This is a genomic window from Pseudomonas sp. MM211 (genome assembly GCF_020386635.1).
Lineage (GTDB): Bacteria > Pseudomonadota > Gammaproteobacteria > Pseudomonadales > Pseudomonadaceae > Aquipseudomonas.
Map to the genome: position 1 here is coordinate 1173994 of NZ_CP081942.1, position 24227 is coordinate 1198220.

Sequence of the window (24227 nt, forward strand, 5' to 3'; positions counted from 1 at the left end):
CTAGATGTTCAGGATGCCGGAGGGCAGCATCAGATCGAAGCCCTGGCGGAAGATGAGGAAGATGACGATGGCCGAGATGAGCGCCGTGATGGCATACATCACGTGGCGGATCTTCTGCCCGTGAGGCGTCAGGACGATGAACTGCAGGTAGAGGTAAACCGCAGTCACGATCGGAAACCCGATCGGTTCCAGTGTGGCGATGTAGGCGGCGATCAGCGCGAGGGTCTTGATCACCGTCAGGTATTCGGAGACTTCATCTTTCTTGCCGTCGGCAGCTGCCTCGGCTTCAGCCGCAGGCGCTTTACGGGCGCCGAACACCAGTTGCAGCCCGCCCAGTACACACATAAAGATCGCCAGCACGTAAGGCACGAACGCGGCGTCGATGAACGACTTGCGTGGCAGGGCCATGGTGGCCAGCAGATAAGCCACGCCAGCGACCAGCATGAAGCCGCCGGTGATCAGCTCTTTTCGCTTGTAAGCATCCACAGCGAACTCCTATGGATCAGAGAATGAAAAAGCCGGAAGCGTGGGCTTCCGGCTGCGTGGATCACTTCGATTGGCGTAACGCATCCTTGAACTGCATGAACTCTTCGCGGTGCTCCTTGAGCATGGCGATAGCATCGTCGGTACCGTAGTAAGTCACCGGCTGCTTGTAGGTTTTCGCCAGCTCTTCGCCGTAGCTCGGGATCTCGGTGATTTCTTTCATCACGTCGGCCATTTTGGCGACGATGGCGGCGTCGGTGCCTTTGGGAAAGGCCACGACATAGGGCTTCTCGACGACCAGGTCGACGTCCTTCTCGCGGAAGGTGGGGATGTCGCCAACCAGCGGGTTACGCTCGTCGTTGGGCTGGGCCAGGGCATTCATGGCGCCGCCCTGGATGTAGTCCTGCAGCGCGCCGTAGCTGATGGCGCCCATGTCGATACGACCGCCCAGCAGCGCGACGATGCGCTCGGCAACGGTGCCGGTGTCGATGTAGCGCAGCTCGGTACCGGTGCGCTTCTCGAACATCAGGCCCTGCAGGTGGGAAAAGTTACCCATCTCGGTGCCGTAGGTGATGCTGCGTGGTTTTTCCTTGGCGCGTTCGATCAGCTTTTCCACGCTGTCGATGCCCGATTGCTTCGAGGCGACGAAGATCGATGCCTTGTCGACGCCGGCGATGCACGACACTTCAAAGGCGTCGTAGCTGTCTTCGCTGAGTCCTGCCACTTCGTTAACGATCAACTGGCCGGTGTGGGTGAACAGGATGGTGTGACCGTCGGCTGCCGACTCCTTCACGTGGGAGGCCGCCACGGTGCCACCGCCACCGCCCATGTTGGTGATGACCATCGGCTTGCCGGTGATCTGCGTGAAGTACTTGGCCATCATCCGGGCGTTGAAATCGGTGTCACCCCCGGCATTGGCCGGAACAACCACTTGCACGGCTCGGGTCGGCCAGTTCGGCTCTTGGGCGAAGGTTGTTGCAGAGGTGGTCAGCAGGGCTGTGGACAGTAAGGTCGCGGACAGAATTTTATTCATTGGAAGTTCTCCGGTAACGCCACGCTTGAATAACTCGATGGCTTGTTTCGAGCGCGCACTTAATAGGAAGCCCAACCCGGCCGGACAACTAAGTCAGCAGGTGAGTCATGTATTTGGGGGGCGTTGTGGCGTCAGAGTCGACTGCGGGCGGTACTGATATTCATGGCGGGAGTAAATCCTGTGCTTATTATTAGTTAGCGTCGTACGTTGTCATATGACGTGAACAGATGATTGGCTGCTGACTTTGATCTGTCAATGAAACATCAGTGATAAGTTGGACTTAGAAATGTTTCATTATTTTAACTGTATGATTTTAAACGATTAATTATGTGTATCATTTTGGACTTTATTTATTTGTATCGTTATCTTTCAAATAAAATAGGCGGATACTTGCCGATTTTGCTCTTAATCGTATGATGACGTATGTCTATGTTGGATACTCTTGGCTTATCGAGCCGAATTCGATTGGCTATTTACGAGTATGTTGACTGGGAGTCTGCCGAGTATGCAGTTTGAACAATTGTGCGATGAACTCGAGAGTGTGGTGGGCGCGACGGGCCTGATCAGAGATAAGCAATCAATGGAGGGTTATCTCAGTGACTGGCGCAATGCCTATCGCGGCAATGCGGCGCTGGTCGTGCGCCCGGCCTCTACCGAGGAAGTCGCAGCCATCGTTCGTATTTGCAGCAAGGCAGGTGTCGCCCTGGTGCCTCAGGGTGGCAACACCGGGTTGTGCGGCGGCTCGATTCCCGACGGCTCGGGTAGCCAGGTGGTGTTGTCGCTGACCCGCATGACGCGGATCCGCCAGGTCGACCCGGCCAACGAAACCATCACCGTCGAGGCTGGCGTGATCCTGCAGCGCCTGCAGGAGGCCGCCGCCGAAGCAGGGCGGTTGTTTCCGCTGTCCCTGGGGGCCGAGGGCAGTTGCACCATCGGCGGCAATCTGGCCACCAATGCCGGCGGTACCGCCGTGTTGCGTTACGGCAATATGCGTGACCTGACCCTGGGCCTCGAAGTGGTGCTGCCCGATGGACGCATTTGGGATGGCTTGCGCGGCCTGCGCAAGGACAACACCGGCTACGATCTCAAGCACCTGTTCATCGGCTCCGAGGGCACGCTGGGCATCATCACTGCGGCGGTGCTCAAGCTGTATCCCGCCGTGCGCAGCCGCACCACCGCCTGGGTGGCGCTGCCGAGCCCGCAGGCGGCAGTCGATCTGATCGGGCGCATGCGCGCCCTGTGCGGTGATCGCCTGACCGGTTTCGAGCTGATGTCGCGGCAGAGCGTGGAGTTCGTCCTGCGGCATGTGGCTGGCTGCAACGATCCGTTCGCCGAGGTTCATCCCTGGTACGTGCTGATCGAGCTGAGCGACACGCTGGTCGCTGCGCCGTTGGCCGAGATGCTGGAAAGCGGTCTGGGCGAGGCCCTCGAACACGGCGAGGCGCTGGATGCCGTGGTGGCTGGCAGCGAAGCCCAGGTGGCGGCGCTGTGGAAGATGCGCGAAGGCATCTCGGAAGCGCAGAACCATGAAGGGCCGAGCCTCAAGCACGACATCAGCGTGCCGGTCAGCAGCATCCCCGCCTTTATCGAAGCCGCCGACCGCCAGTTGCAAGAGGCTTTTGCGGGCGTGCGCATCGTTGCCTACGGTCACGTGGGTGACGGCAACCTGCACTACAACATCAGCAAGCCGCCGGGCAGCGAAGATGCGCCTTTCAAGGCTCAGGCCGAGGCGATCATGCATGTCATCTACGGAGTGACCCGCGACTTCGCTGGCAGCATCAGCGCTGAACATGGCCTGGGCCAGGCCAAGCGCGAGGCGGCGCGTCATTACAAACAGCCGCTGGAGCTGGAACTGATGCGCAGCATCAAGCAGACGCTGGATCCCGCAGGGCTGATGAACCCCGGCAAGCTGCTCTGAATCTTTGTGGAGTTCGGGTTTTCACTGGCGGATACTTGCCAGCTTCCCGGGACATGAATAAGGACGTTTCTCGTGCGCTTCCTGCTGCTGCCTCTGCTTGCCATCGCCATACCTGCGTTGGCCGATGTGCGTATCGATGACCTCACCGCCAAGCGCAGTGACTGGGAAACCTATCGCTTCCCGCTGCTGGTTGGCGATAGCCCTGCCATCGGGCGCATCAACACCTTTCTGCATACCCTCGAATTGCAGGCGCTACCGGGACGCTCGGCCAAGTCGCCGTTCGAGAACGTGCAGCCTAAAGACGGTGAGATGTGGGGCGTGAACAGCCTCGATTATCAGGTTCTTGGTGAGGGGCCGGGTTATCTGTCCCTGAACATCGAGGGTGAGTCCACGGGCGCCTATACCAGTCAGAGTTCACGCAGCTACAACTTCGATCTGGCCAGCGGCCGCCCTATCGGTTTGCCGCAACTGCTGACCCCCGAGGGGCTGTTGCGTCTGCAAGGCGAAGTGCAGAGCTTGAGGGTCAAGCGCCTGGAGGACTTCCTCAAGGCGCTGCCGCCGAGCAAACCCGCTGATCCCGATAACTTGAGTGACGACGAGCAGTGGCTCGAAGGGCAGCGCAACATGTATTCCTACTGCCTGGATACGCGCCGCGACATCAGCCTCGACTATGACCGTGTGCAGCTGGGCACCGATAGCCTGGCTCTGATTGGTGAGGGCTGCGCCAACCACGCCAGCCGTGCCCTTGACGACCTCGGCGAGTTTTCCAACAGTTTCAGCTACCAAGCCCTGAGCGGCGATCTCAGTTCTTACGGACGCTGCCTGTTACTGGAAAAACGCAGTGATTGTGCGCTGCCGGTCAACAGCACTGCGCAAGGCGTTTACCACGGTACCGTTGGGCGCTATCCGGTCACCCTGGTGATCGAGCAGCTGTATGCCGACCACAGCCTGTCCGCCAGCTACTTCTACGATAAACACGCCAAGTACATCAATCTCGGTGGCGAGCATCAGCAGGACTTCGTCACCCTCCACGAAAGCAGCGAGCCGCCGGCCCGCTTCGAACTCGAGTTCCAGGCCGATGGCAGCCTGACAGGCACCTGGCAGCAGGGCGACAAGCCAGCGCTGGATGTCCAGCTCACCCCGTGACCTCGCTCGATAAGGAGCACCTATGTGGCATCTGGTATGTGGCGACAACGCCGTAGAAGGCGTAAGCCATGTGATCGGGCAACAGGCTGCCGATGAGGGGTTGCGGGTACTGCGTGACGACCTTGCGGTCGGCCCGCTGGGCGATGTCGACGCGCCGCCCTGTACGGCGCGCGTGGCGTTTTGGAGCGCGGTGTGGCCCGAGGGCGTAACGCCGGTTCCGGACTTCGCGGCTGGGTTGCCCGCCGATGCGCAGTGGATCACCGACCTCTCCCGGCAGGCGCGTCCCGTCACCGTCTGGCATGGCGACAGTGCCAGCGAGCAATTGCTGCTGGCGCGGGTGGCGCATGCGCTGGAGGGCAGTGATGTGCTGTTGCTCGAGGTGGTCTGCGGCACCGGCAACAGCTGGGTGCAGAGCCGCAAAGCGGTCGCCATGCACGCACCGCAGGCGCTGTTCGCCCTGGCCAAGCCTCGCCCGGTCGATCCAGCGCGTCGTGCAGCGCTGGCCGCACAGTGGCGCGCCGTGCTGGCCGATGGCGGTCACGTTCATCGTTGGCAGACAGGCGTTTTTGCCGCAGAGGATTATCAGCTCATCGACGCTGCTCTGCTGCGTCACGCCGGCACCGAGCCCAAGCCACTGGCCCGCGTCATGGCTGACGTGATGGCGCGTACCGATGGATTCTTCGCCAGCGATTACTTCCTGTTCTGGCGCGCCCGCGAACTGGCCGCAGCAGGCCAGCTGGTGCTCAGCGGCGAGCCGGGCGAGCATGGTTATTCATCGTTGCAAGTGCGTCGCGGCTGTTAACTCAGCCGCGAAAGAACTCCCCCGGCGTGGCGCCGAACTGCTGGCGGAATGCGGCAATGAAGGCCGAGGTGGAATCGTAGCCGCAGAGCAGTGCCACGTCGGTGACGCGCTGCCCTTGTTCCAGCGGCGTCAGGGCGCCGAGCAGGCGCAGGCGTTGGCGCCAGGCGCGGAAGGTGAGGCCGGTATCGCGCAGGAACAGGCGGCTCAGGGTCTTTTCCGATACGCCGAGATTTTCGCCCCAGGCTGCCAGCGTGCGGTCGTCGTCCGGTCTTTTCTGCAGGCGTTTGCACAGCGTTTGCAGGCGCGGGTCGCTCGGCAGCGGTAATGACAGGTGCACTTCTGGCGCTGCGCGCAGGCGGTCTAGCAGGACGTGTGCAAGGCGCCCGTCCGGCCCTGCTTCATCGTATTCCACCGGCAGCTCACAAAAGCTGCGAATCAGCTCGCGGGTCAGGGCGTCCACGCCAAGTACACGGCAACTGCCGGGCAGCGGATCGATTGAGCTGTCGTCCAGGTAGAGGCTGCGCATTTCGGTGTTCGGCGAACTCAGCACTTCGTGTTCCAGCCCTGCGGGAATCCAGATAGCACGCTGCGGAGGCGCGACGAAGCTGCCGACGGCGGTGCGCACATGCAGCACGCCCTGGATGGCATAAGTCAGCTGCACCCACGTGTGACTATGGCGCGGCGTGCCGGTCTGCCGGCGTAGCGATTCATTGCGCGCATAGAGCGGTCGCGGCAGGCGTTCAAGCTGGGGAACGCTACGTTCGGCAATGAAGTTTTGTCCGTTTGGCGACATGATCTGGCTTTATGGCGTTAGTCGGCAATCCAGGCTCAGGGTAAAGTGTGCACCTTTCTGTGGCAACTGCTTGCCCCTGTTCGCTTGGAATTCTGCCCATGGCCCGCTCCCGTCTACTGCCCGATAACTTCACGCTGACCCTGATCACGGTGGTCGCCGTCGCTACCTTCCTGCCCGTCAGTGGCGAGGCTGCGGTGGTCTTCGGTTGGATTACCAACCTGGCCATCGCCCTGTTGTTCTTCCTGCATGGTGCCAAGCTGTCGCGCGAAGCCATCGTTGCCGGGGCCGGCCACTGGCGTCTGCACCTGCTGGTGTTCAGTTGCACCTTCATCCTGTTTCCGTTGCTGGGTCTGGCGCTCAAGCCGCTGCTCTCGCCGATGATCGGCACCGAGCTGTACCTGGGCATGCTCTACCTGTGCGCTCTGCCTGCCACCGTGCAGTCGGCCATCGCGTTCACTTCGCTGGCGCGCGGCAACATTCCAGCAGCGATCTGCAGTGCCGCAGCCTCCAGCCTGTTCGGCATCTTCCTCACGCCGCTGCTGGTTGCGCTGCTGATGGACGTGCACGGCAGCGGCGGCTCGCTGCTCGATGCCATCGGCAAGATCACCCTGCAGCTGCTGGTGCCTTTCATCCTCGGCCAGATTGCCCGCCGCTGGATCGGTGGCTGGGTCGGTCGCAACAAGAACTGGCTCAAGTACGTCGATCAGAGTTCGATCCTGCTGGTGGTCTACACCGCGTTCAGTGCGGCAGTGGTCGAAGGCCTGTGGAATCAGGTGTCCTGGCCGACCCTGGCCGCCCTGGTGTTCGCCTGCTGCCTGCTGCTCGCCCTGGCGCTGTGCATCACCGCGCTGCTCGGCAAATGGTGCGGCTTCAACATGGAAGACCGCATCACCATCCTGTTCTGCGGTTCGAAAAAGAGTCTGGCCACTGGCGTACCCATGGCCCAGGTGCTGTTCGCCGGTAGCAGCATCGGCCTGATGATTTTGCCGATGATGCTGTTCCATCAGATTCAGCTGATGGTCTGCGCGGTGCTGGCCCAGCGCTATGCCAAACGGGTCGATACGAGTGTACCGAGCGAAAACAAGGTCGCCGTGAATTGAGCCGCTGCAGGCTGCTCAAGGCTTCACTGCTGTTGATCGCTTTGCTGCCGGCCCTGCCGGCTCATGCCTGGGTCAGGGTAACGCCGGAGTTCGCCGATCAGCCAGTGGGCGCCAGTAGCTACTACGGTATGGTGTTGACGGTGGCGCCATTCATCACCACCACATTACCCGGTGATGGCACTGAAATGACCGAGGCGGCATCCGAAGAAAGCAGCAGCATCGACCAGAAGCTGAAGCTGGCTCGAGACGATGCAGCGGCCTTTGTCGGTAGCCACGGGCAGATTCGGGGCGTGATGCTGGAGGCGGCGCTCGAGGTGCTGCAGCAGCGCACGGCGTATGCCCATTACAGCGATCTGCAGCTGGCAGAAGCACTGCTGGCCTACCAATCAAACGGCAGTTTCTGAGTACTTTCACGATCTGCGCCTACCCTGCTGGGTAGGCGCGTCGCCGTTACTCTTTGGCCGGTTGATCCTGCGGGTCATCCTCGCGAATGCGGTACCACGCCACATACAGGGCCGGCAGGAACAGCAGGGTCAGCAGGGTAGCGCTGAAGATGCCGCCGATCATGGCGTAGGCCATCGGCCCCCAGAACACCTCGCGGGCGATGGGAATCATGCCCAGGCTGGCAGCGGCCGCGGTCAGCAGGATCGGCCGGCGGCGGTGCTGGGTAGCGTCGATCACGGCCTGCCACGGCGAGTCGCCGGCTCGCTCGAACTCGTCGATCTGGGTCACCAAAATCACCGAGTTACGGATGATGATGCCGATCAGCGCGAGGATGCCGAGGATCGCCACGAAGCCCATTGGCGTGCCGGTGGGCACCAGCGCCAGCACCACGCCGATCAGCCCCAGGGGCGCGACGCTGAACACCAGGAAGGTCTTCGCCACGCTGTGCAACTGGATCATCAGGAAGGTGGCCATCAGGAACAGCATCAGTGGCAGTACGCTGGCGATGGGGCCCTGGGCCTTGCCGCTTTCTTCCACCGTGCCGCCGGTGGCGACGCTGTAGCCAGTGGGCAACTCGTCCGAGAATTTCTGGATATCCGGCGCCAGGTCGGCGACCAGATCGGTCGGCTGGATCTCGCTGACCACCGCCGCCTTCAGCGTAATGGTCGGTTTGCGGTCGCGGCGCCAGACCAGCGGCTGTTCCAGCTCGTAACCGACGGTGGCGAACGCACGCAGCGGAACGGCCACGCCGCTCGGAGTGACGATCTGCAGGTTCTCCAGGGTCTGCGGCGAACTGCGTTCGCTGTCTTCGGCCCGGCCGATCACGTCGATCAGGTAGATGTCGTCCTTGACCTGAGTGACCGTGGTGCCGCTGACGATGCTGTTCAGCAGGTTGGCGACGTCTTCCGAGGACAGCCCGAACTGGCGCGCCTTGTCCTGGGCTATATCGATGCGCAGCACCTTACCCGGCTCGTTCCAGTCGTAAACCATCTCGCCGATGTCCGGGTTCTTGTCCAGCAGCGCCGCCAGTTCCAAGGCGTGCTTGCGTACCTGGTCGACATCCGCCCCGCTGATCCGGTACTGGATCGGCCGACCCACCGGGGGGCCCATCTCCAGCGGCTGAACAAAGCTGCCGATGCCGACGAAATCCTCACGCAGGCGCTTCTTCAGTTTGCCGACCAGCCGATCACGGGCGTCGATGTCCTGGCTGACGATCACCAGTTGGGCGTAGAACGGATTCTGCAGTTGCTGATCCAGCGGCAGGTAGAAGCGCAGCGCGCCCTGGCCGATGTACGTGCTCCAGCGAGCGATGTCCGGATCGTCCTTGAGGCTGGCTTCTAGGCGGTCGACCTGGGCGCGGGTTTCGTTGATCGAGGCGTTCTGCGGCAGGTTGAGGTCGACGAGAATCTCCGGGCGATCCGACGCGGGGAAGAACTGGCTCTGTACCAGGGTCATGCCTGCCAGGGACGCGGCGAACATGGCTATCGTCAGGCCGATGGTCCACCAGCGGTGCCGCATGGCCAGCAGCAGGCCCTTGTCGAAGGCGCGGGCGATGCGTCCTGGGCCGCTTTCCTTGGCCTTCATGCGTTTGGGCAGGATGTGCACGGCGATCACCGGGGCGAACACCACCGCCACTAGCCAGGACAGCGATAGCGCCACGGCGATCACCGCGAACAGTGTGAAGGTGTACTCGCCGGCGGAGCTGGCGTTGAGGCCGATGGGCACGAAGCCGGCCACCGTCACCAGGGTACCGGTGAGCATCGGGAACGCCGTGGAGGTGTAGGCGAAGGTGCCGGCGTCGTGCAGTGAGTCGCCCTTTTCCAGGCGGGTGACCATCACTTCCACGGTGATCATGGCGTCATCGACCATCAACCCGAGGGCGATGATCAGCGCGCCCAGGGAAATCCGCTGCATGGTGATACCGCTGTACTCCATGAACATGAAGACCATGGCCAGCACCAATGGGATCGAGCAGGCGACCACCAGGCCGGCGCGAATGCCGAGGCTGACGAAACTCACCAGCATGACGATTAGCACCGCTTCGAACAGGGCGCGGGTAAATCCGCTGACCGCTTCCTCCACCACCTCGGCCTGGTCGGACACCACATGCACGCCAACGCCCACCGGCAGGTCGGCGGTCAGCTCATCCATTTTCGTGTGCAGGGCCTTGCCGAAGGTCTGGATATTGCCGCCGTCGCGCATGGCGATGGCCAGGCCGATGGCCGGCTTGCCGTCGAAGCGGAACAGCGATTGTGGCGGGTCGACGTAGCCGCGGCTGATCTCGGCGATATCGGTCAGCCGATAGAAGCGGTCGTCCAGGCGCAGGTTGACGTTGCGCAGGTCGGCTTCCGAGGCGAACTGGCCGCTGGTGCGTACGGAAATCCGCTCCGGGCCGGCCTCGATCACCCCGGAAGGCGTTACTGCGTTCTGTGCCTGCAGGCTCTGGATCACCTGGCTCTGATCGATGCCCAGGGCGGCCAGTTTGCGGGTCGAGAAATTGAGGTAGAACACTTCGTTCTGCTGGCCGACCATCTGCACCTTGCCGAGGTCGGGCACGCTGCGGATCTCGGCGCGCACCTGTTCCACGTAGTCGCGCAGGGCACGCATGCTCAAGCCGTCGCCGGTAAAGGCATAGATAGAGCCGAACACGTCGCCGAATTCGTCGTTGAACGACGGGCCCTGTAGGCCCTGGGGGAACTCGCCGCGAATGTCGTCGATCTTCTTGCGCACCTGGTACCAGATGCCGTCGATGTCGCCGGCCTTGGTGGTGTCGCGCAGGAACACCATGACGGTCGATTCACCGGGCCGCGTGTAGCTCTTCACGTAGTCCAGGGAGTCCAGTTCCTCGAGCTTCTTCTCGATGCGGTCGGTGACCTGGGTGAGGGTTTCGTCCACCGTGGCGCCCGGCCAGCGGGTCTGGATGACCATGGTCTTGATGGTGAAGGAGGGGTCTTCCTCGCGACCCAGGTTCATGTAGGAGATCACCCCCATGAGCAGGGACACGAACATCAGGTACCAGACGAACGACTGATGCCGCAGCGCCCAGTCGGAGAGGTTGAAGCCGTTCTTGCGCGGCGCCTGCTGGTTCATGGTGCCACGCCCTCATCGATGCGTACTGCCTGGCCGTCCTTGAGCTCACTCAAGCCGGCGCTGACTACTTTGTCGCCAGGCGCCAGGCCCTCGACACTGATTTGTTCGCCCTCGCGGCCGACTACCTGCACGGCGCGCGGGTGCACGGTTTTCGCTGCCGTATCGATGACCCACACGCGGGGTTGGCCGTCGACTTCCTGCAGGGCGCTGGCCGGCAGCAGGCTGCGCGGTTTCTGTTCGCGGGTCAGGCTGACGGCCACCGCGGTGCCCAGGCGCAGGCCGGGTGGTGTGTCTTCCAGGCTCAGGCGGGCGCGCCGGGTTCGGGTCGCGGCGTCCGCACGGGGGCCCAGCTCGCGCAGTTGGCCGCGGGTGGCGATGCTCGGGTCGAGCTGGGAGGCGATATTGAACTGCACCTGGTCGTCCAGGGCATCGGCCAGTTCCACGGGCAGGTCGAAAACCGCTTCCTTGACGTCGGGACGAGCCAGCGTCACCACTTCCTGCCCGGCGCCGACCACCTGGCCAGCCTCCACGTGCCAGGCGGTCACCACCGCGTCGAATTCGCTGCTCAGGTTGCCGTAGGCGAGTCGGTCGCGGGCCTGCCGGGTGGCGGCTGCGGCCTGGTCGCGGCTGCTGCGGGCGCTGCTCAGTTCGGTCTGCGCCTGCTCCAGCACCGCTTTGGCGCCAACGCCCCGGTCGAACAGTTCCTGCTGGCGCCGGGCATTGGCCTGGGCGTTGATCCACTGCGCCTCGCTGCGCGCCTGATCACCTTCGCTGGCGCGCAGGGCGTTCTGCTGATCGGTGGGGTCGAGGGTGGCCAGGGTGGTTCCGGCCTTTACCTCGGCACCGGCATCCACCAGGCGCTGGGCCACGCGACCGCCAACCCGGAAGCCCAGGGTGCTCTGCACTCGGGCCTCGATGGTGCCGGCGAAACGGCCAAGAATCTGCTGGTTCTGCTGCTGCACCTCGGTGTACAGCACCGGGCGAATCGGCTCAGGCTTTTCTTCCTCGGCGCAGCCTGCCAGGAGCAGTGCGGCGAGCAGGGCGAAACCTATGGAGCGCTTCATGGTTGATCCTTCTGCTCGCGCGCTTCGGCGATTTCCACTTTCTGGCCCGGATGCAGCAGTTGACCGCCGGCGACCACCACGCGATCGCCATCTTGCAGGCCGCCGCGGATGATCACCTTGTCGGTCAGGTAGCGGCCGACCTGCACCGGGTGCAATTGCGCGGTATCGTCATCGCCAAGCCGCCACACCGCCGGCTCGTGCTCGGCCTTGGTGAGTGCCGACCAGGGCAGCTCGACGCTCGGGCTGGCCGGGTTGCGCACATGCGCACTGACCGTCGCCCCCAGGGTCATCGCTGCCGGCACCTGCTCCAGGCCGACCTTGACCTGCACCGTGCCGCTCTGCGCCGAGACCTGAGGGTTGACCTCGCGAACCTTGCCTTCGGTGCTGACATCCGGGTTGTCCAGCAGGCTGACGCGCAGTGCCTGGCCAGGCTCGACCAGCAGCGCTTCAAAAACGTTGAACACCGCGTCGCGTTCACCTTCACGGGCCAGGCCGAAGATCGGCGTGGCTGCCTGCACCACCTGGCCGACCTCGGCCTGGCGGGCGGTGATCACCCCGTCGCTCTCGGTGCGCAGTTCGGTGTAACCACTTTGTTCGCGGGCGTCGGCCAGCTGTGCTTCGGCTGCGGCCAGGCTGTTGCGTGCGCTGCGGTCGCTGGCCAGGGCGCTGTCATATTCGCTGCGGCTGGTGTAGCCCTTGGGCAGCAGTTGCTGCTGGCGCCAGAGGTTGGCGGCGCTCAGTTTCACCTGAGCCCGCGCGGCTTCGGCGGCGGCCTCGGCGGAGCGCACCGCGTTGCGTTGATCCTGCGGGTCGAGGCGTGCCAGCACCTGGCCGGCCTGCACGCTGTCACCGACATCGACCAGGCGCTCGGTGATCTTGCCGCCGATGCGAAACGACAGATCCGTCTGCACCCGCGCCTGGATATCGCCGGTCAGCGTGGCGTCGACCGCGTAATCGATCTGGCTCACGGTCGCCACCTTGACCCGTGGATGCTGCGGCTCAGGTGGTGCCTCATCGGCACAGCCGGCCAGCAGCGCGAAAGCCAGCGAGGCCGCGGCTATGCGAGGCGAGGCGAAGATCGATACGGGCGGCATGGGGGCTCCGGCACGGCAGGAAGCGAAGGTGTGTGCAAATGCGACCGCGCCAGGCGACGAACGGTTCAGGCAACCTCATAGGGTCTGTACCCGTTTCGGCACGAGCGCGCCGACGAAGGTGGCTTGTGCCGATGTGGGCAAAACGAATACTGTATTTATATACAGTTATCGAGCCTGCACCATGAACCCGACTTCAGCCCCGCGCGGACGCGGCACCGCCAGCAAGCCCAACAACCGCTTCGCACCCACCAGCAGCGAGGCCGAGGACGATGGTTGGTATCAGGAACAGACGCCGTTGACCTTCGTCACTGAGGTCCGTCAGGAGTTGGCGAAGACGGTGATCAGCCGCAACAGCTCGCCGGATGTTGGCTTCGACCGTTCGGTGAATCCCTATCGAGGCTGCGAGCATGGCTGTATCTATTGTTTCGCCAGGCCCAGCCACGCGTATTGGGACTTGTCGCCAGGCATCGATTTCGAAACCAAGCTGATCGCCAAGACCAACCTCGCCGAGCGTCTCGAAGAACAGCTGAGCAAGCCCGGTTACGTGCCGAAGCCCATCGCGCTGGGCATCAACACCGATGGCTATCAGCCGATCGAGCGTGAGCACCAGTTGACGCGCCAGGCCCTGGAGATTCTTCTGCGCTATCGCCATCCGGTCAGCATCATCACCAAGAGCGCGCTGATTCTTCGCGACCTCGATCTGTTCGAGGAGCTGGCCAGCCTCAATCTGGTCAGCGTGGCCTTCAGCGTCACCACCCTGGACGACGACCTCAAGCGCATCATGGAGCCGCGTACCGCGACGCCGAAGGCGCGCCTGCGGGCCATGCGTACCCTGCACGAGCACGGCGTGCCGGTGGGCCTGATGGCAGCGCCGATGATTCCGATGATCAACGACATGGAGCTGGAGCGCCTGCTCGAGGCCGGTCGTGAGGCGGGGGCGAGCTCGGCCGGCTACGTGCTGCTGCGTTTGCCGCTGGAGATCGCCGGGCTGTTCGAGGAGTGGCTGCAGAGCCATTTTCCCGAGCGGGCCGAGCACGTAATGAGCCTGATACGTCAGTCCCGTGGTGGGCAGAATTACGACAGCCGCTTCGGGGCGCGAATGAAAGGCGAAGGCCACTTTGCCGAACTGTTGGCCCAGCGCTTTCGACTGGCCCGCCGACGTTATGGGTACGACGGTACGAAGCGAGCCGTTCTGGATTGCTCACTGTTCGCGCCGCCCGGGCAGCAGATGGGGCTGTTCTGACGGCCTTCGTCGTTGCTGGAATTCCCGGGTGTCGCTTCGCTCGACCCGGGCTACGGGGTTGGCGCCTGGCGTTGAGCGAAGCGATACCCAGGGCAAGGTTTGCGGACAAAAACTGGCTGAAGGGATGCTTGCACTCACCCGCCGGGCGGAGATTTGTCACCCAGACGTGCCTTGAATCATCCTGGCACAGTCCAAGCCTTCGACCACTTGTCGGCAACCCTGCCGACTGGGAAGCTTGTGCACTGTCATAGGCTTCGCCCCCATCCGTAAACGAGGTAACGCTATGCCTGGTAATCGTCGTTCTGCCGATGGCAAATCCGAGAAAAACGCCGCTTCCGCCGCCGAAGCGCTGGATCATCTGGTCGATGGCTTCTTGCGCTTTCGCCAGGATGTCTTCCCGCAGCAGCAGGCGCTGTTCAAGAAGCTGGCCCACGCTCAGTCGCCGCGTGCCATGTTCATCACCTGCGCCGATTCGCGCATCGTTCCCGAGCTGATCACCCAGAGCGAGCCGGGCGATCTGTTCGTGACCCGTAACGTCGGTAACGTCGTGCCGCCCTATGGGCAGATGAACGGCGGCGTTTCCACCGCCATCGAATATGCCGTGGCGGCATTGGGCGTCCAGCACATCATCGTCTGCGGTCACTCCGATTGCGGCGCGATGAAAGCGGTGCTCGACCCGGCAACCCTGGAGCGCATGCCCACGGTAAAAGCCTGGCTGCGCCACGCCGAAGTCGCCAAGACGGTCGTTGCCGACAACTGCGGTTGCGCCGATCACACCACTCTTGGCGTGCTCACCGAAGAGAACGTGGTGGCCCAGCTCGACCACCTGCGTACCCACCCGTCGGTAGCCTCGCGCCTCGCCGCCGGGCAGCTGTTCATCCACGGCTGGGTGTACGACATCGAAAGCTGCCAGATCAAGGCGTACGACTCCGAAACCGGTGAGTTCCGCCAGATCGGCGATGGCCCGCTGCCGATGGCGACGCCGCGCGCTCGTTATCCACAGGGCTGAGTCTGCTCGCTTTGGTTGGGCGCGTGGCCCGCTCCTGCAATGGATCGCGTAACGTCAGCCCACCGCTTCCTGACCGCGATGGTGGATGAAAAGAGCGTCAGCTACGCGCCCTGAGCCACCCTGCGTCTGTGTGGGAGCGCGCCATGCGCGCGAATCGCGGGCGTGGCCCGCTCCCACGGTGGATCGCACGATGTCAGCTCACCGCTTTGCGATCTCAGCGTGGGTGAGCAGGGCGTGGGTGTGACCGGGTTCTCGCGGCGAGGTCAGTCAGCGAACCCATCGGTCTGTGCTAGGGTCTCTAGTCGATAACTGTTTCGACAAGAACAAGAGCAGGCTGCCGAGCCATGTCCCGAACGCAAAGAACGCTCGACCCGTCCTATGAGTTGATGGATGACCACGAAGGTCATTCGTTGATCTATCGCCAGCACGGCTTCCCCAGCCCGCTGGTGCGTTGGCATTTCCACAAGGAATACGAGCTGCACCTGATCGTTGCCAGTTCCGGCAAGGTGTTCATCGGCGACTACATCGGCAATTTCTCCCCCGATACCCTGTTTCTTACCGGCCCCAACCTGCCGCACAACTGGATCAGCCAGATGGGTGTGGGCGAGGCGGTGGCCGAGCGCGACATGCTGGTCAACTTCACCGACGAGGTGCTGGAAAGCGGCACTGCGGTATTCGCCGAACTCAAGGATCTGCAGCCGCTGCTCAGCCGTGCCCATTACGGCATCGAGTTCCGCTGCGAGCGCACCATCGCCGAGGCACGCCAGCTGCTGCAGCGTATCGCCGATTCCCAGGGCATGACCCGGCTGGGCAATTTCTTCATTCTCATGGAGCTGCTCGCCGCCTGCGACGACTACCAGTTGCTGTCGGACAGAACCGCTGCGCAGCTGGCTGACGAGCATCACGTCGAGCGCATCAACCGCGCGGTGGATTACATCTTCCAGCACTACGCTCAAGAGCTGACCCAGGAAGAAGTGGCCGAGTACCTGGGCATGACGCCCACCTATTTCTCGCGTTTCTTCAAGCAGGCCACCGGGCGTGGTTTCGTCGAGTTCGTCAATCGCATGCGGGTGAGCAAGTCCTGCGAGCTGCTGACCCAGAGCGACAAGCCGGTGACCCAGGTGTGTTTCGAATCGGGCTTCAACAACATTTCCAACTTCAACCGGCGCTTCCAGCAGCTCAAGGGTATGACGCCCAGCGGCTATCGCAGGCTGGGTACGCAGCGGGTTACCGAGCAAAACCTGTACTGATTCCGCCGCTCTCATTCACCGGAAAGATGTCGAAAGGCTCGCGCTTGAGCCTTTCTGCTTCATTTGATGACTGCTGCCCGTTACCTGATGAGTGCAAAAAAGTATCGGTTGCAGTGCAGTCGAGGCGTTGTCCGCGCTCGGTCGTAGGGGTGTAATCCGGGTCGGCCCACAAAAACAATAATGTCTCCCGAGGCTCAATCGGCCAGGGAGAGGAGTTCAAGACCATGAACCACACGATCAAAGTATTGGTAGCCGCTTCATGCCTGTCGCTCACCGTTGGCGCGCAGGCCGCCGAGACCGTGACCATCGCCACGGTCAACAACAGCGACATGATTCGCATGCAACGCTTGGCGAAAACCTTCGAAGAACAGAACCCCGACATCAAGCTCAAGTGGGTGGTACTCGAAGAGAACGTGCTGCGTCAGCGGCTGACCACCGACATCGCCACCCAGGGTGGCCAGTTCGACGTGCTGACCATCGGCATGTACGAAGCGGCGCTGTGGGGCGAGAAGGGCTGGCTGGAGCCGATGACCGATCTGCCCGCCGACTACGCCCTCGATGACGTATTCCCCTCCGTGCGTGAAGGCCTCTCGGCCAAGGGCCAGCTCTATGCCCTGCCGTTCTACGCCGAAGCATCCATCACCTACTACCGCACTGACCTCTTCGAGCAGGCCGGGTTGAAGATGCCCGAACAGCCGACCTGGGATCAGATGGCCGAGTTCGCCAGCAAGCTGCACCAGCCCGACAAGGGCCAGTACGGTATCTGCCTGCGCGGCAAGGCCGGCTGGGGCGAGAACATGGCGCTGATCACCACCGTGGCCAATGCCTACGGCGCGCGCTGGTTCGATGAGCAGTGGAAGCCTGAATTCACCGGCAGCGAGTGGAAGAACGCGCTGAATTTCTACGTCGACACCATGAACAAGTACGGCCCGCCGGGCGCGTCGAGCAACGGTTTCAACGAGAACCTGGCGCTGTTCAACAGCGGCAAGTGCGCGATGTGGGTCGATGCCAGCGTGGCCGGCTCGTTCGTCACCGACAAGTCGCAGAGCAAGGTCGCCGATTCGGTGGGCTTCACCTTCGCGCCGACCCAGGTCACCGACAAGGGCGCTTCGTGGTTGTACTCCTGGGCGCTGGCGATCCCCACCAGCTCCAAGTCCAAAGAAGCTGCCAAGACCTTCAGCGCCTGGGCCACCTCCAAGGCCTACGGCCAGCTGGTCGCCGAGAAGGATGGCGTAGCCAATGTGCCGCCAGGCACCCGCGCTTCGACCTACAGCGATGCCTACATGAAGGCGGCGCCGTTCGCCAAGGTCACCCTCGACTCGCTGAAGAAGGCCGACCCGGCCAACCCCAGCGCCAAGCCCGTGCCTTACGTGGGCATCCAGCTGGTGACCATTCCCGAGTTCCAGGCCATCGGCACCAGTGTCGGGAAGCTGTTCGCCGCCGCGCTTACCGGGCAGATGAAACCTGATCAGGCCCTGCAGGCAGCACAGCAGAGCACCGAACGGGAAATGAAGCGCGCCGGGTATCCGAAGTAGCGGGCCGCGATCGTTCCCACGCTCTGCGTGGGAACGTATGTCGGGACGCTTCGACGCCTCGACGTGGGAACGATCAATCCGCTGTAGAACCGTCTTTCGGAGACACGATGAACACCATCGAAAATCCTGCAGAGCAGGCCCGCGAGCCGGCGCCGCGTAAGTCGCGACGCCTGGCGCCCGGCTGGTTTCTGGTCAGCCCCTCGGTCATCCTGCTGCTGATCTGGATGATCGTGCCCCTGGGCATGACCGTTTATTTCTCGCTGATCCGCTACAACCTGCTGTACCCCGGCGAGAACGATTTCGTCGGGCTGGAGAACTTCGAGTACTTCGTCACCGACGCCGCGTTCCTGTCTGGCGCGGGCAACACCCTGTTGCTGGTGGGCAGCGTGCTGCTGATCAGCGTGGTGTTCGGCGTGCTGATTTCCGCGCTGCTGGAGGCCAGTGAATTCTTTGGCCGGGGTATCGTGCGGGTGTTACTGATCTCGCCGTTTTTCATCATGCCGACGGTCAGTGCGTTGATGTGGAAGAACCTGATCTTCCATCCGGTTTCGGGGATTCTCGCTGCGGTCTGGCAGTTCTTCGGCGCTCAGCCGGTTGACTGGCTGGCGCACCACCCGCTGTTCTCGATCATCCTCATCGTGTCCTGGCAGTGGCTGCCGTTCGCCATTCTCATCCTGATGACTGCCATGCAGTCGCTCGACCAGGAGCAGAAGGAAGCTGCGCGCCTAGACGGTGCCGGACCGCTGGCCATTTTCTGGCACCTGACCCTGCCGCATCTGGCGCGACCGATTGCCGTGGTGGTGATGATCGAAACCATCTTCCTGCTCTCCGTATTCGCCGAGATCTACACCACCACCGGCGGCGGGCCGGGTTATGAGTCCACCAACCTCGCTTACCTGATCTACACCCAGGCGCTGCTGCAGTTCGACGTGGGCATGGCCTCCGCCGGCGGGCTGATCGCCGTGGTCATCGCCAATATCGCCGCCATCGTGCTGATTCGCATGATCGGCAAAAACCTGACCGATAAGCAGTGAGGGCCCTGACATGTTGACGCTCAAGCAATCCCGTCGCCTGCAGAGCCTGATCATCGGCACCCTGTCCTGGGCCATCGCCGCGTTGATCTTCTTTCCGATCTTCTGGATGGTGCTGACCAGCCTGAAGACCGAACTCGACGCCTTCGCCACGCCGCCGCAGTTCATCTTCACGCCGACGCTGGAGAACTACCTGCACATCAACGAGCGCAGCAACTACTTCAGCTTCGCCTGGAACTCGGTGCTGATCTCCTTCTCGGCGACCCTGCTGTGCATGCTGATCGCGGTGCCAGCGGCCTACTCGATGGCGTTCTTCGAGACCAAGCGCACCAAAGGCACGCTGCTGTGGATGCTCTCGACCAAGATGCTGCCGCCGGTCGGTGTGCTGGTGCCGATCTACCTGCTGGCCAAGCAGTTCGGCCTGCTCGATTCGCGTATCGCGCTGATCGTCATCTACACCCTGATCAACCTGCCGATCGTGGTGTGGATGGTGTACACCTACTTCAAGGACATCCCCGTGGAGATCCTTGAAGCGGCGCGCCTGGATGGGGCCACCACCTGGCAGGAGATCGTCCGCGTGCTGCTGCCCATCGCCCGCGGCGGCCTGGCCTCGACCATGCTGCTGTCGTTGATCCTGTGCTGGAACGAGGCCTTCTGGTCGCTCAACCTGACCAGCTCCGCGGCGGCGCCACTGACCGCGCTGGTGGCGTCCTATTCCAGTCCCGAAGGCCTGTTCTGGGCCAAGCTTTCCGCCGTTTCGACGCTTGCCTGTGCGCCCATCCTGATCTTCGGCTGGATCAGCCAGAAGCAGCTGGTGCGCGGCCTGTCGTTCGGCGCGGTGAAGTGAGGGCGCCGTTATGTGTTTGATTCTGGCCGTAGGCCGTAGGAGCGCGCTTGCTCGCGATCTGCCGGGAACCGGCAGCAGCTCTGATAGACGCAGTCTTGCTGTCACGGTCGAGGGAGTTTTTGCTGCTGGTGCCCAGCAGATCGCCGGCAAGCCGGGCTCCTACGCCCGATGGGCAGAAGCAGAATTGCAGCGTCTGTAAATAATCGAAGAATAAGACTGGAGCCCGCTATGGCTGATTTGAAAATCCGCAACCTGAAGAAAGGCTTCGACGGCACGGCGATCATCAAGGGCATCGACCTGGATATCGAGAACCGCGAGTTCGTGGTCTTCGTCGGCCCGTCCGGCTGCGGCAAGTCCACGCTGCTGCGGCTGATCGCCGGGCTGGAGGAAGTGTCCAGCGGGACGATCACCCTCGATGGCACCGATATCACCGACACCGCGCCAGCCAAGCGCGACCTGGCGATGGTGTTCCAAACCTACGCCCTGTATCCGCATATGACCGTGCGCAAGAACCTGTCCTTCGCCCTCGATCTCGCTCGGGTGGGCAAGCAGGAAGTGCAGGAGAAGGTCGCCAACGCAGCGCGCATCCTTGAGCTGGAAGCCCTGCTCGAGCGCAAGCCCAAGCAGCTCTCCGGCGGCCAGCGCCAGCGCGTGGCGATCGGCCGCGCCATCGTGCGCAATCCGAAGATCTTCCTGTTCGACGAGCCACTGTCCAACCTCGATGCCGCCCTGCGCGTGCAGACCCGCCTGGAACTGGCGCGCCTGCACAAGGAGCTGAAGGCGACGATGATCTACGTGACCCACGATCAGGTCGAGGCCATGACGTTGGCCGATAAGGTCGTCGTGCTCAACGGCGGCCGCGTGGAGCAGGTCGGTTCACCGCTGGAGCTCTACAACCACCCGGACAACCTGTTCGTCGCAGGCTTTCTCGGCACGCCGAAGATGGGCTTCCTGCGCGGCCAGGTCGAGCGCGTCGATGCCGGGCTGTGCCAGATCCGCCTGGAAGGCGCATCCACGCTGGATCTGCCGCTGGCAGGCACTGGCCTGGCGAGCGGCAGCCAGGTCACCCTGGGTATCCGCCCCGAGCATCTCAACGTGGTGCCTGCCGGCCAGGGCCGATTGCAGGCGACGGCGGACGTCAGCGAGCGTCTGGGCAGCGACACCTTCTGCCATGTCCGGGTGGGCGATGAAATGCTCACCGTGCGTGTACGCGGTGATTTCTCCCCGGCCTATGGCGAGCCTCTGGCACTGGATTTCGATCCGGCCCACTGCCACCTCTTCAACGCCGATGGCCTGGCCATCGACAAACGCATCCAGGCTGGCCAGGCCGCCTGAAGCGCAGGAATGACCCCATGAAACTGACCCGCAAGAATCTCGCATCACTGGCCGCCGAGGTCGACGTACCGGCCTACGATCCGGCGGACGTGCGCCAGGGCATCGCCCACATCGGCGTCGGCGGCTTCCACCGCGCTCACCAGGCGATCTACACCGAAGCGCTGCTCAACCGTGGCGAAGCCCTGAACTGGGGCATCTGTGGCGTTGGCCTGCGCCGCGAGGACCGCGCCATGCAACAGGCGCTGGCCGAGCAGGATCACCTCTACACGATGTTCGTGCTGGGTGATGAGCCCGGTCTGGAAGTCCGTGTGGTCGGTGCCATCAATGGCATGCTGCTGGCCGAGGATTCGCCGGCCGCGCTGATCGACAAACTGGCCGACCCGGGGATTCGTATCGTCTCGCTGACCATCACCGAAGGCGGCTACTGCATCGACGACAGCAGCGGCGAGTTCATGGCCCATCTGCCGGACATCCAGCATGACCTGGCGCACCCGGATGAACCGCGCAGCGTCTTCGGGTTCCTCTGCGCCGCCCTGGCCAGGCGCCGCGCTGCCGGCACGCCGGCATTCACGTTGATGTCCTGCGATAACCTGCCGCACAACGGCGCGGTGACCCGCAAGGCGCTGCTGGCTTTCGCCCACCTGGCCGACCACGAGCTGGCGACCTGGATCGACAGCCACGTCAGCTTCCCCAATGCCATGGTCGACCGCATCACACCGATGACCAGCGACGCTCATCGCCAGCAGCTGGCCGAGCGCCATGGCGTCGAGGATGCCTGGCCGGTGGTCTGCGAGCCGTTCCTGCAGTGGGTGCTCGAAGACAAGTTCGTCAGCGGTCGCCCCGCCTGGGAAAAGGTCGGCGTGCAGTTCACCGACGACGTCACGCCCTACGAGGAGATGAAGATCAAACTGCTCAACGGCAGCCACCTGGCGTTGACCTACCTGGGCTTCCTCAAGGGCTATCGTTTCGTTCACGAAGCCATGAACGATCCGCTGTTCCAGCGCTATGTGCGAACCTTCATGGATCTCGACGTGACCCCGCAACTGGCGGCGGTGCCGGGTATCGATCTGGAGGCTTACAAAGACACCCTGATCGAGCGCTTTTCCAACCAGGCCATCGCCGATCAGCTCGAACGCGTCTGCTCGGACGGCTCGTCGAAGTTTCCCAAGTTCATCGTGCCGACCATCAACCGGCTGATCGAGGACGGTCGGCCGCTGGAGCGCGCTGCGCTGGTGGTCGCCGCGTGGGCGCTGTACCTCAAGGGTGTCGACGAGAAAGGCACCCGCTATCGCATCCCCGATCCGCGTGCCGAGTTCTGCCAGGCACTGGTACAGGATGACGACCGGGTCAGTGAGCGCGTGCTGGGCGTCGAGGTGATCTTCGGCACGGCCATCCCGCAGTCGGCGGCGTTCGTCACGGCCTTCGAGCTCTGCTACGACAGCCTGCGCAAGCTCGGCGTGACACGCACCCTGCAGACCCTGTTGGGTGATTGAGCCATGTACCTCGGCATCGATTGCGGCACCCAGGGTACCAAGGCGCTGGTGCTGGATATCCACAGTGGCCGGGTGCTTGGCGAGGGCAGCGCGGCGCACCAACTGATCAGCGGCGCCAACGGGCGCCGCGAGCAGGAGCCGGCCGATTGGCTGCAGGCCTTCGAGCTGGCCACCGCGCGGGCGTTGCAGCAGGCCGGTGTGTCCGGTCGCGAGATCCTCGGCATTGGCGTCTCCGGGCAGCAGCATGGCCTGGTGCTGCTCGATGCCAAGGGCGAGGTGCTGCGCCCGGCCAAGCTGTGGTGCGACACCGAATCGGCGCCCGAAAACGCTCATCTGCTGGACTTTCTAGGCGGTGACAACGGTGCGCTCGAGCGTCTTGGCCTGGCTATCGCGCCGGGCTACACGGTGTCGAAACTGCTGTGCACCCGTGATCACCATCCTGAAGTGTTCGCCCGTATCGCCCACATCCTGCTGCCCCATGATTACCTCAATTACTGGCTGACCGGACGTTTCTGCGCCGAGTACGGCGATGCCTCGGGCAGCGGTTATTTCAACGTGCGCAACCGTGCCTGGGATAGCGAACTGCTCGAGCTGATCGATCCGAGCGGCGCGCTGGTGCGGGCCTTGCCGGAGTTGATCGAATCGCATCGCTGCGTCGGCCCGATTCGCCCGCAGATCGCCGAGCGCCTTGGCCTCAACCCCAGGGCGCTGGTGGCCAGCGGCGGTGGCGACAACATGATGGGCGCCATCGGCACAGGCAATATCGCCCCTGGCGCCATCACCATGAGCCTCGGCACATCCGGCACGGTATACGCCTACGCCGATCAGCCGCGGGTCAGCCCGCATCCGCAGGTGGCGACTTTTTGTTCGTCATCCGGTGGCTGGCTGCCGTTGATCTGCACCATGAACCTGACCAACGCCAGCGGTGCGATTCGTGAATTGCTGGGGCTGGATATCGAGGCCTTCGGCGCGCTGGTCGGCGAAGCGCCCATTGGCGCCGGTGGCGTGCTGATGCTGCCATTTCTCAACGGTGAACGGGTGCCGGCGCTACCGCGTGCCAGCGGCAGCCTGCATGGCCTGACGACTGACAATCTGACCCGCGCCAATCTCTGTCGCGCGGTGGTGGAAGGCACTACCTTCGGCTTGCGCTACGGTCTCGACCTGCTGCGCGACAGCGGCATCCGCAGCGATGCCATCCGCCTGATCGGTGGCGGCGCGAAGAGCACCACATGGCGGCAGATCGTCGCCGATATCATGGGCGCGCCGGTGGCCTGCCCGCAGCATACCGAAGCGGCTGCCCTTGGTGCGGCGATCCAGGCGGCCTGGTGCGCGAGCCATGACAACGGCGAGGCGCTGAGCCTGGATGACCTGTGCGAGCGCTGCGTGACCCTGGATGAAACCCGCAGCGCACAACCCGACGCGCTGCGCAGTCGGGCTTACGAGGGCGTCTATCAACGCTACCGTGAGCAGGTGCGACAGCTGCAATGAATCCATTCCGGCGGCCCTTCGCCGTCGGC

The 24227-nt window shown here is 63.2% G+C and carries 20 protein-coding genes; 14 read left to right on the forward strand and 6 right to left on the reverse strand.

The window, feature by feature from the left end:
- Together K5Q02_RS05235 and K5Q02_RS05240 are read right to left on the reverse strand one after the other, a co-directional pair.
- Positions 1-486, reverse strand: a complete 486-nt coding sequence (locus K5Q02_RS05235) for a tripartite tricarboxylate transporter TctB family protein (RefSeq protein ID WP_225837101.1) — start codon at positions 484-486, stop codon at positions 1-3.
- A 61-nt stretch (positions 487-547) separates the two neighbouring features.
- Positions 548-1516: a tripartite tricarboxylate transporter substrate binding protein gene (locus tag K5Q02_RS05240; RefSeq protein WP_225837103.1), complete on the reverse strand. Its 969-nt coding sequence runs from the start codon at positions 1514-1516 to the stop codon at positions 548-550.
- Between the two features lie 505 nt (positions 1517-2021).
- Here K5Q02_RS05240 and K5Q02_RS05245 point away from each other — a divergent pair.
- The 3 genes from K5Q02_RS05245 (at position 2022) to K5Q02_RS05255 (ending at position 5382) form a co-directional block, all read left to right on the forward strand.
- Positions 2022-3434: an FAD-binding oxidoreductase gene (locus tag K5Q02_RS05245; protein ID WP_225837105.1), complete on the forward strand. Its 1413-nt coding sequence runs from the start codon at positions 2022-2024 to the stop codon at positions 3432-3434.
- 72 nt (positions 3435-3506) lie between these two features.
- The gene (locus K5Q02_RS05250) at positions 3507-4580 is read left to right on the forward strand and encodes a hypothetical protein (protein ID WP_225837107.1); all 1074 of its coding nucleotides are present in this window, start codon (positions 3507-3509) and stop codon (positions 4578-4580) included.
- Between the two features lie 22 nt (positions 4581-4602).
- Complete coding sequence (locus K5Q02_RS05255) at positions 4603-5382, forward strand: DUF1835 domain-containing protein (protein WP_225837109.1); 780 nt, start codon at positions 4603-4605, stop codon at positions 5380-5382.
- A gap of 1 nt (position 5383) precedes the next feature.
- Here K5Q02_RS05255 and K5Q02_RS05260 read toward each other — a convergent pair whose 3' ends face one another.
- On the reverse strand, positions 5384-6175 hold the full coding sequence (locus K5Q02_RS05260) for an AraC family transcriptional regulator (RefSeq protein WP_225837111.1): 792 nt from the start codon (positions 6173-6175) through the stop codon (positions 5384-5386).
- Positions 6176-6273: 98 nt separating this feature from the next.
- Here K5Q02_RS05260 and K5Q02_RS05265 point away from each other — a divergent pair, with 98 nt between their 5' ends.
- Together K5Q02_RS05265 and K5Q02_RS05270 are read left to right on the forward strand one after the other, a co-directional pair.
- On the forward strand, positions 6274-7275 hold the full coding sequence (locus K5Q02_RS05265; RefSeq protein ID WP_225837114.1) for a bile acid:sodium symporter family protein: 1002 nt from the start codon (positions 6274-6276) through the stop codon (positions 7273-7275).
- Positions 7272-7679 carry a DUF2388 domain-containing protein gene (locus K5Q02_RS05270; RefSeq protein ID WP_225837115.1) on the forward strand — a complete coding sequence of 136 codons (408 nt, stop codon included), beginning with the start codon at positions 7272-7274 and terminating at the stop codon, positions 7677-7679. The genes K5Q02_RS05265 and K5Q02_RS05270 overlap by 4 nt, the downstream gene beginning before the upstream one ends.
- 46 nt (positions 7680-7725) lie before the next feature.
- On the opposite strand, the gene K5Q02_RS05275 is transcribed toward K5Q02_RS05270, so the two are convergent.
- The 3 genes from K5Q02_RS05275 to K5Q02_RS05285 are packed head-to-tail and all read right to left on the reverse strand — an operon-like array spanning position 7726 to position 12967.
- Positions 7726-10809 (reverse strand): efflux RND transporter permease subunit, encoded by a 3084-nt coding sequence (locus tag K5Q02_RS05275; RefSeq protein ID WP_225837118.1) that lies wholly within the window; start codon positions 10807-10809, stop codon positions 7726-7728.
- On the reverse strand, positions 10806-11873 hold the full coding sequence (locus K5Q02_RS05280) for an efflux RND transporter periplasmic adaptor subunit (protein ID WP_225837119.1): 1068 nt from the start codon (positions 11871-11873) through the stop codon (positions 10806-10808). The genes K5Q02_RS05275 and K5Q02_RS05280 overlap by 4 nt, the downstream gene beginning before the upstream one ends.
- Entirely contained in the window at positions 11870-12967 is a 1098-nt protein-coding gene (locus tag K5Q02_RS05285) for an efflux RND transporter periplasmic adaptor subunit (RefSeq protein ID WP_225837121.1), read from the reverse strand. Before K5Q02_RS05285 ends, K5Q02_RS05280 begins: the two co-directional genes overlap by 4 nt.
- 181 nt (positions 12968-13148) lie before the next feature.
- Here K5Q02_RS05285 and K5Q02_RS05290 point away from each other — a divergent pair, with 181 nt between their 5' ends.
- The 9 genes from K5Q02_RS05290 (at position 13149) to xylB (ending at position 24198) form a co-directional block, all read left to right on the forward strand.
- Positions 13149-14210, forward strand: a complete 1062-nt coding sequence (locus K5Q02_RS05290) for a PA0069 family radical SAM protein (protein WP_225837123.1) — start codon at positions 13149-13151, stop codon at positions 14208-14210.
- Positions 14211-14493: 283 nt separating this feature from the next.
- The gene (locus K5Q02_RS05295; RefSeq protein ID WP_225837125.1) at positions 14494-15219 is read left to right on the forward strand and encodes a carbonic anhydrase; all 726 of its coding nucleotides are present in this window, start codon (positions 14494-14496) and stop codon (positions 15217-15219) included.
- Between the two features lie 344 nt (positions 15220-15563).
- Complete coding sequence (locus K5Q02_RS05300; RefSeq protein WP_225837127.1) at positions 15564-16469, forward strand: helix-turn-helix domain-containing protein; 906 nt, start codon at positions 15564-15566, stop codon at positions 16467-16469.
- Positions 16470-16693: 224 nt separating this feature from the next.
- The gene (locus tag K5Q02_RS05305; protein WP_225837129.1) at positions 16694-18004 is read left to right on the forward strand and encodes an ABC transporter substrate-binding protein; all 1311 of its coding nucleotides are present in this window, start codon (positions 16694-16696) and stop codon (positions 18002-18004) included.
- Positions 18005-18111: 107 nt separating this feature from the next.
- Positions 18112-19038, forward strand: a complete 927-nt coding sequence (locus K5Q02_RS05310; protein WP_225837131.1) for a carbohydrate ABC transporter permease — start codon at positions 18112-18114, stop codon at positions 19036-19038.
- 10 nt (positions 19039-19048) lie between these two features.
- A complete protein-coding gene (locus K5Q02_RS05315) occupies positions 19049-19882 on the forward strand; it encodes a carbohydrate ABC transporter permease (protein ID WP_225837133.1) in 834 nt (277 codons plus the stop codon).
- A 228-nt stretch (positions 19883-20110) separates the two neighbouring features.
- Positions 20111-21217 (forward strand): ABC transporter ATP-binding protein, encoded by a 1107-nt coding sequence (locus tag K5Q02_RS05320; RefSeq protein ID WP_225837135.1) that lies wholly within the window; start codon positions 20111-20113, stop codon positions 21215-21217.
- Between the two features lie 17 nt (positions 21218-21234).
- Positions 21235-22710, forward strand: a complete 1476-nt coding sequence (locus tag K5Q02_RS05325; protein WP_225837138.1) for a mannitol dehydrogenase family protein — start codon at positions 21235-21237, stop codon at positions 22708-22710.
- Between the two features lie 3 nt (positions 22711-22713).
- Positions 22714-24198, forward strand: coding sequence for a xylulokinase (gene xylB / locus K5Q02_RS05330; protein ID WP_225837140.1), 1485 nt, complete (start codon positions 22714-22716; stop codon positions 24196-24198).
- The last annotated feature ends 29 nt before the right edge of the window (positions 24199-24227 follow it).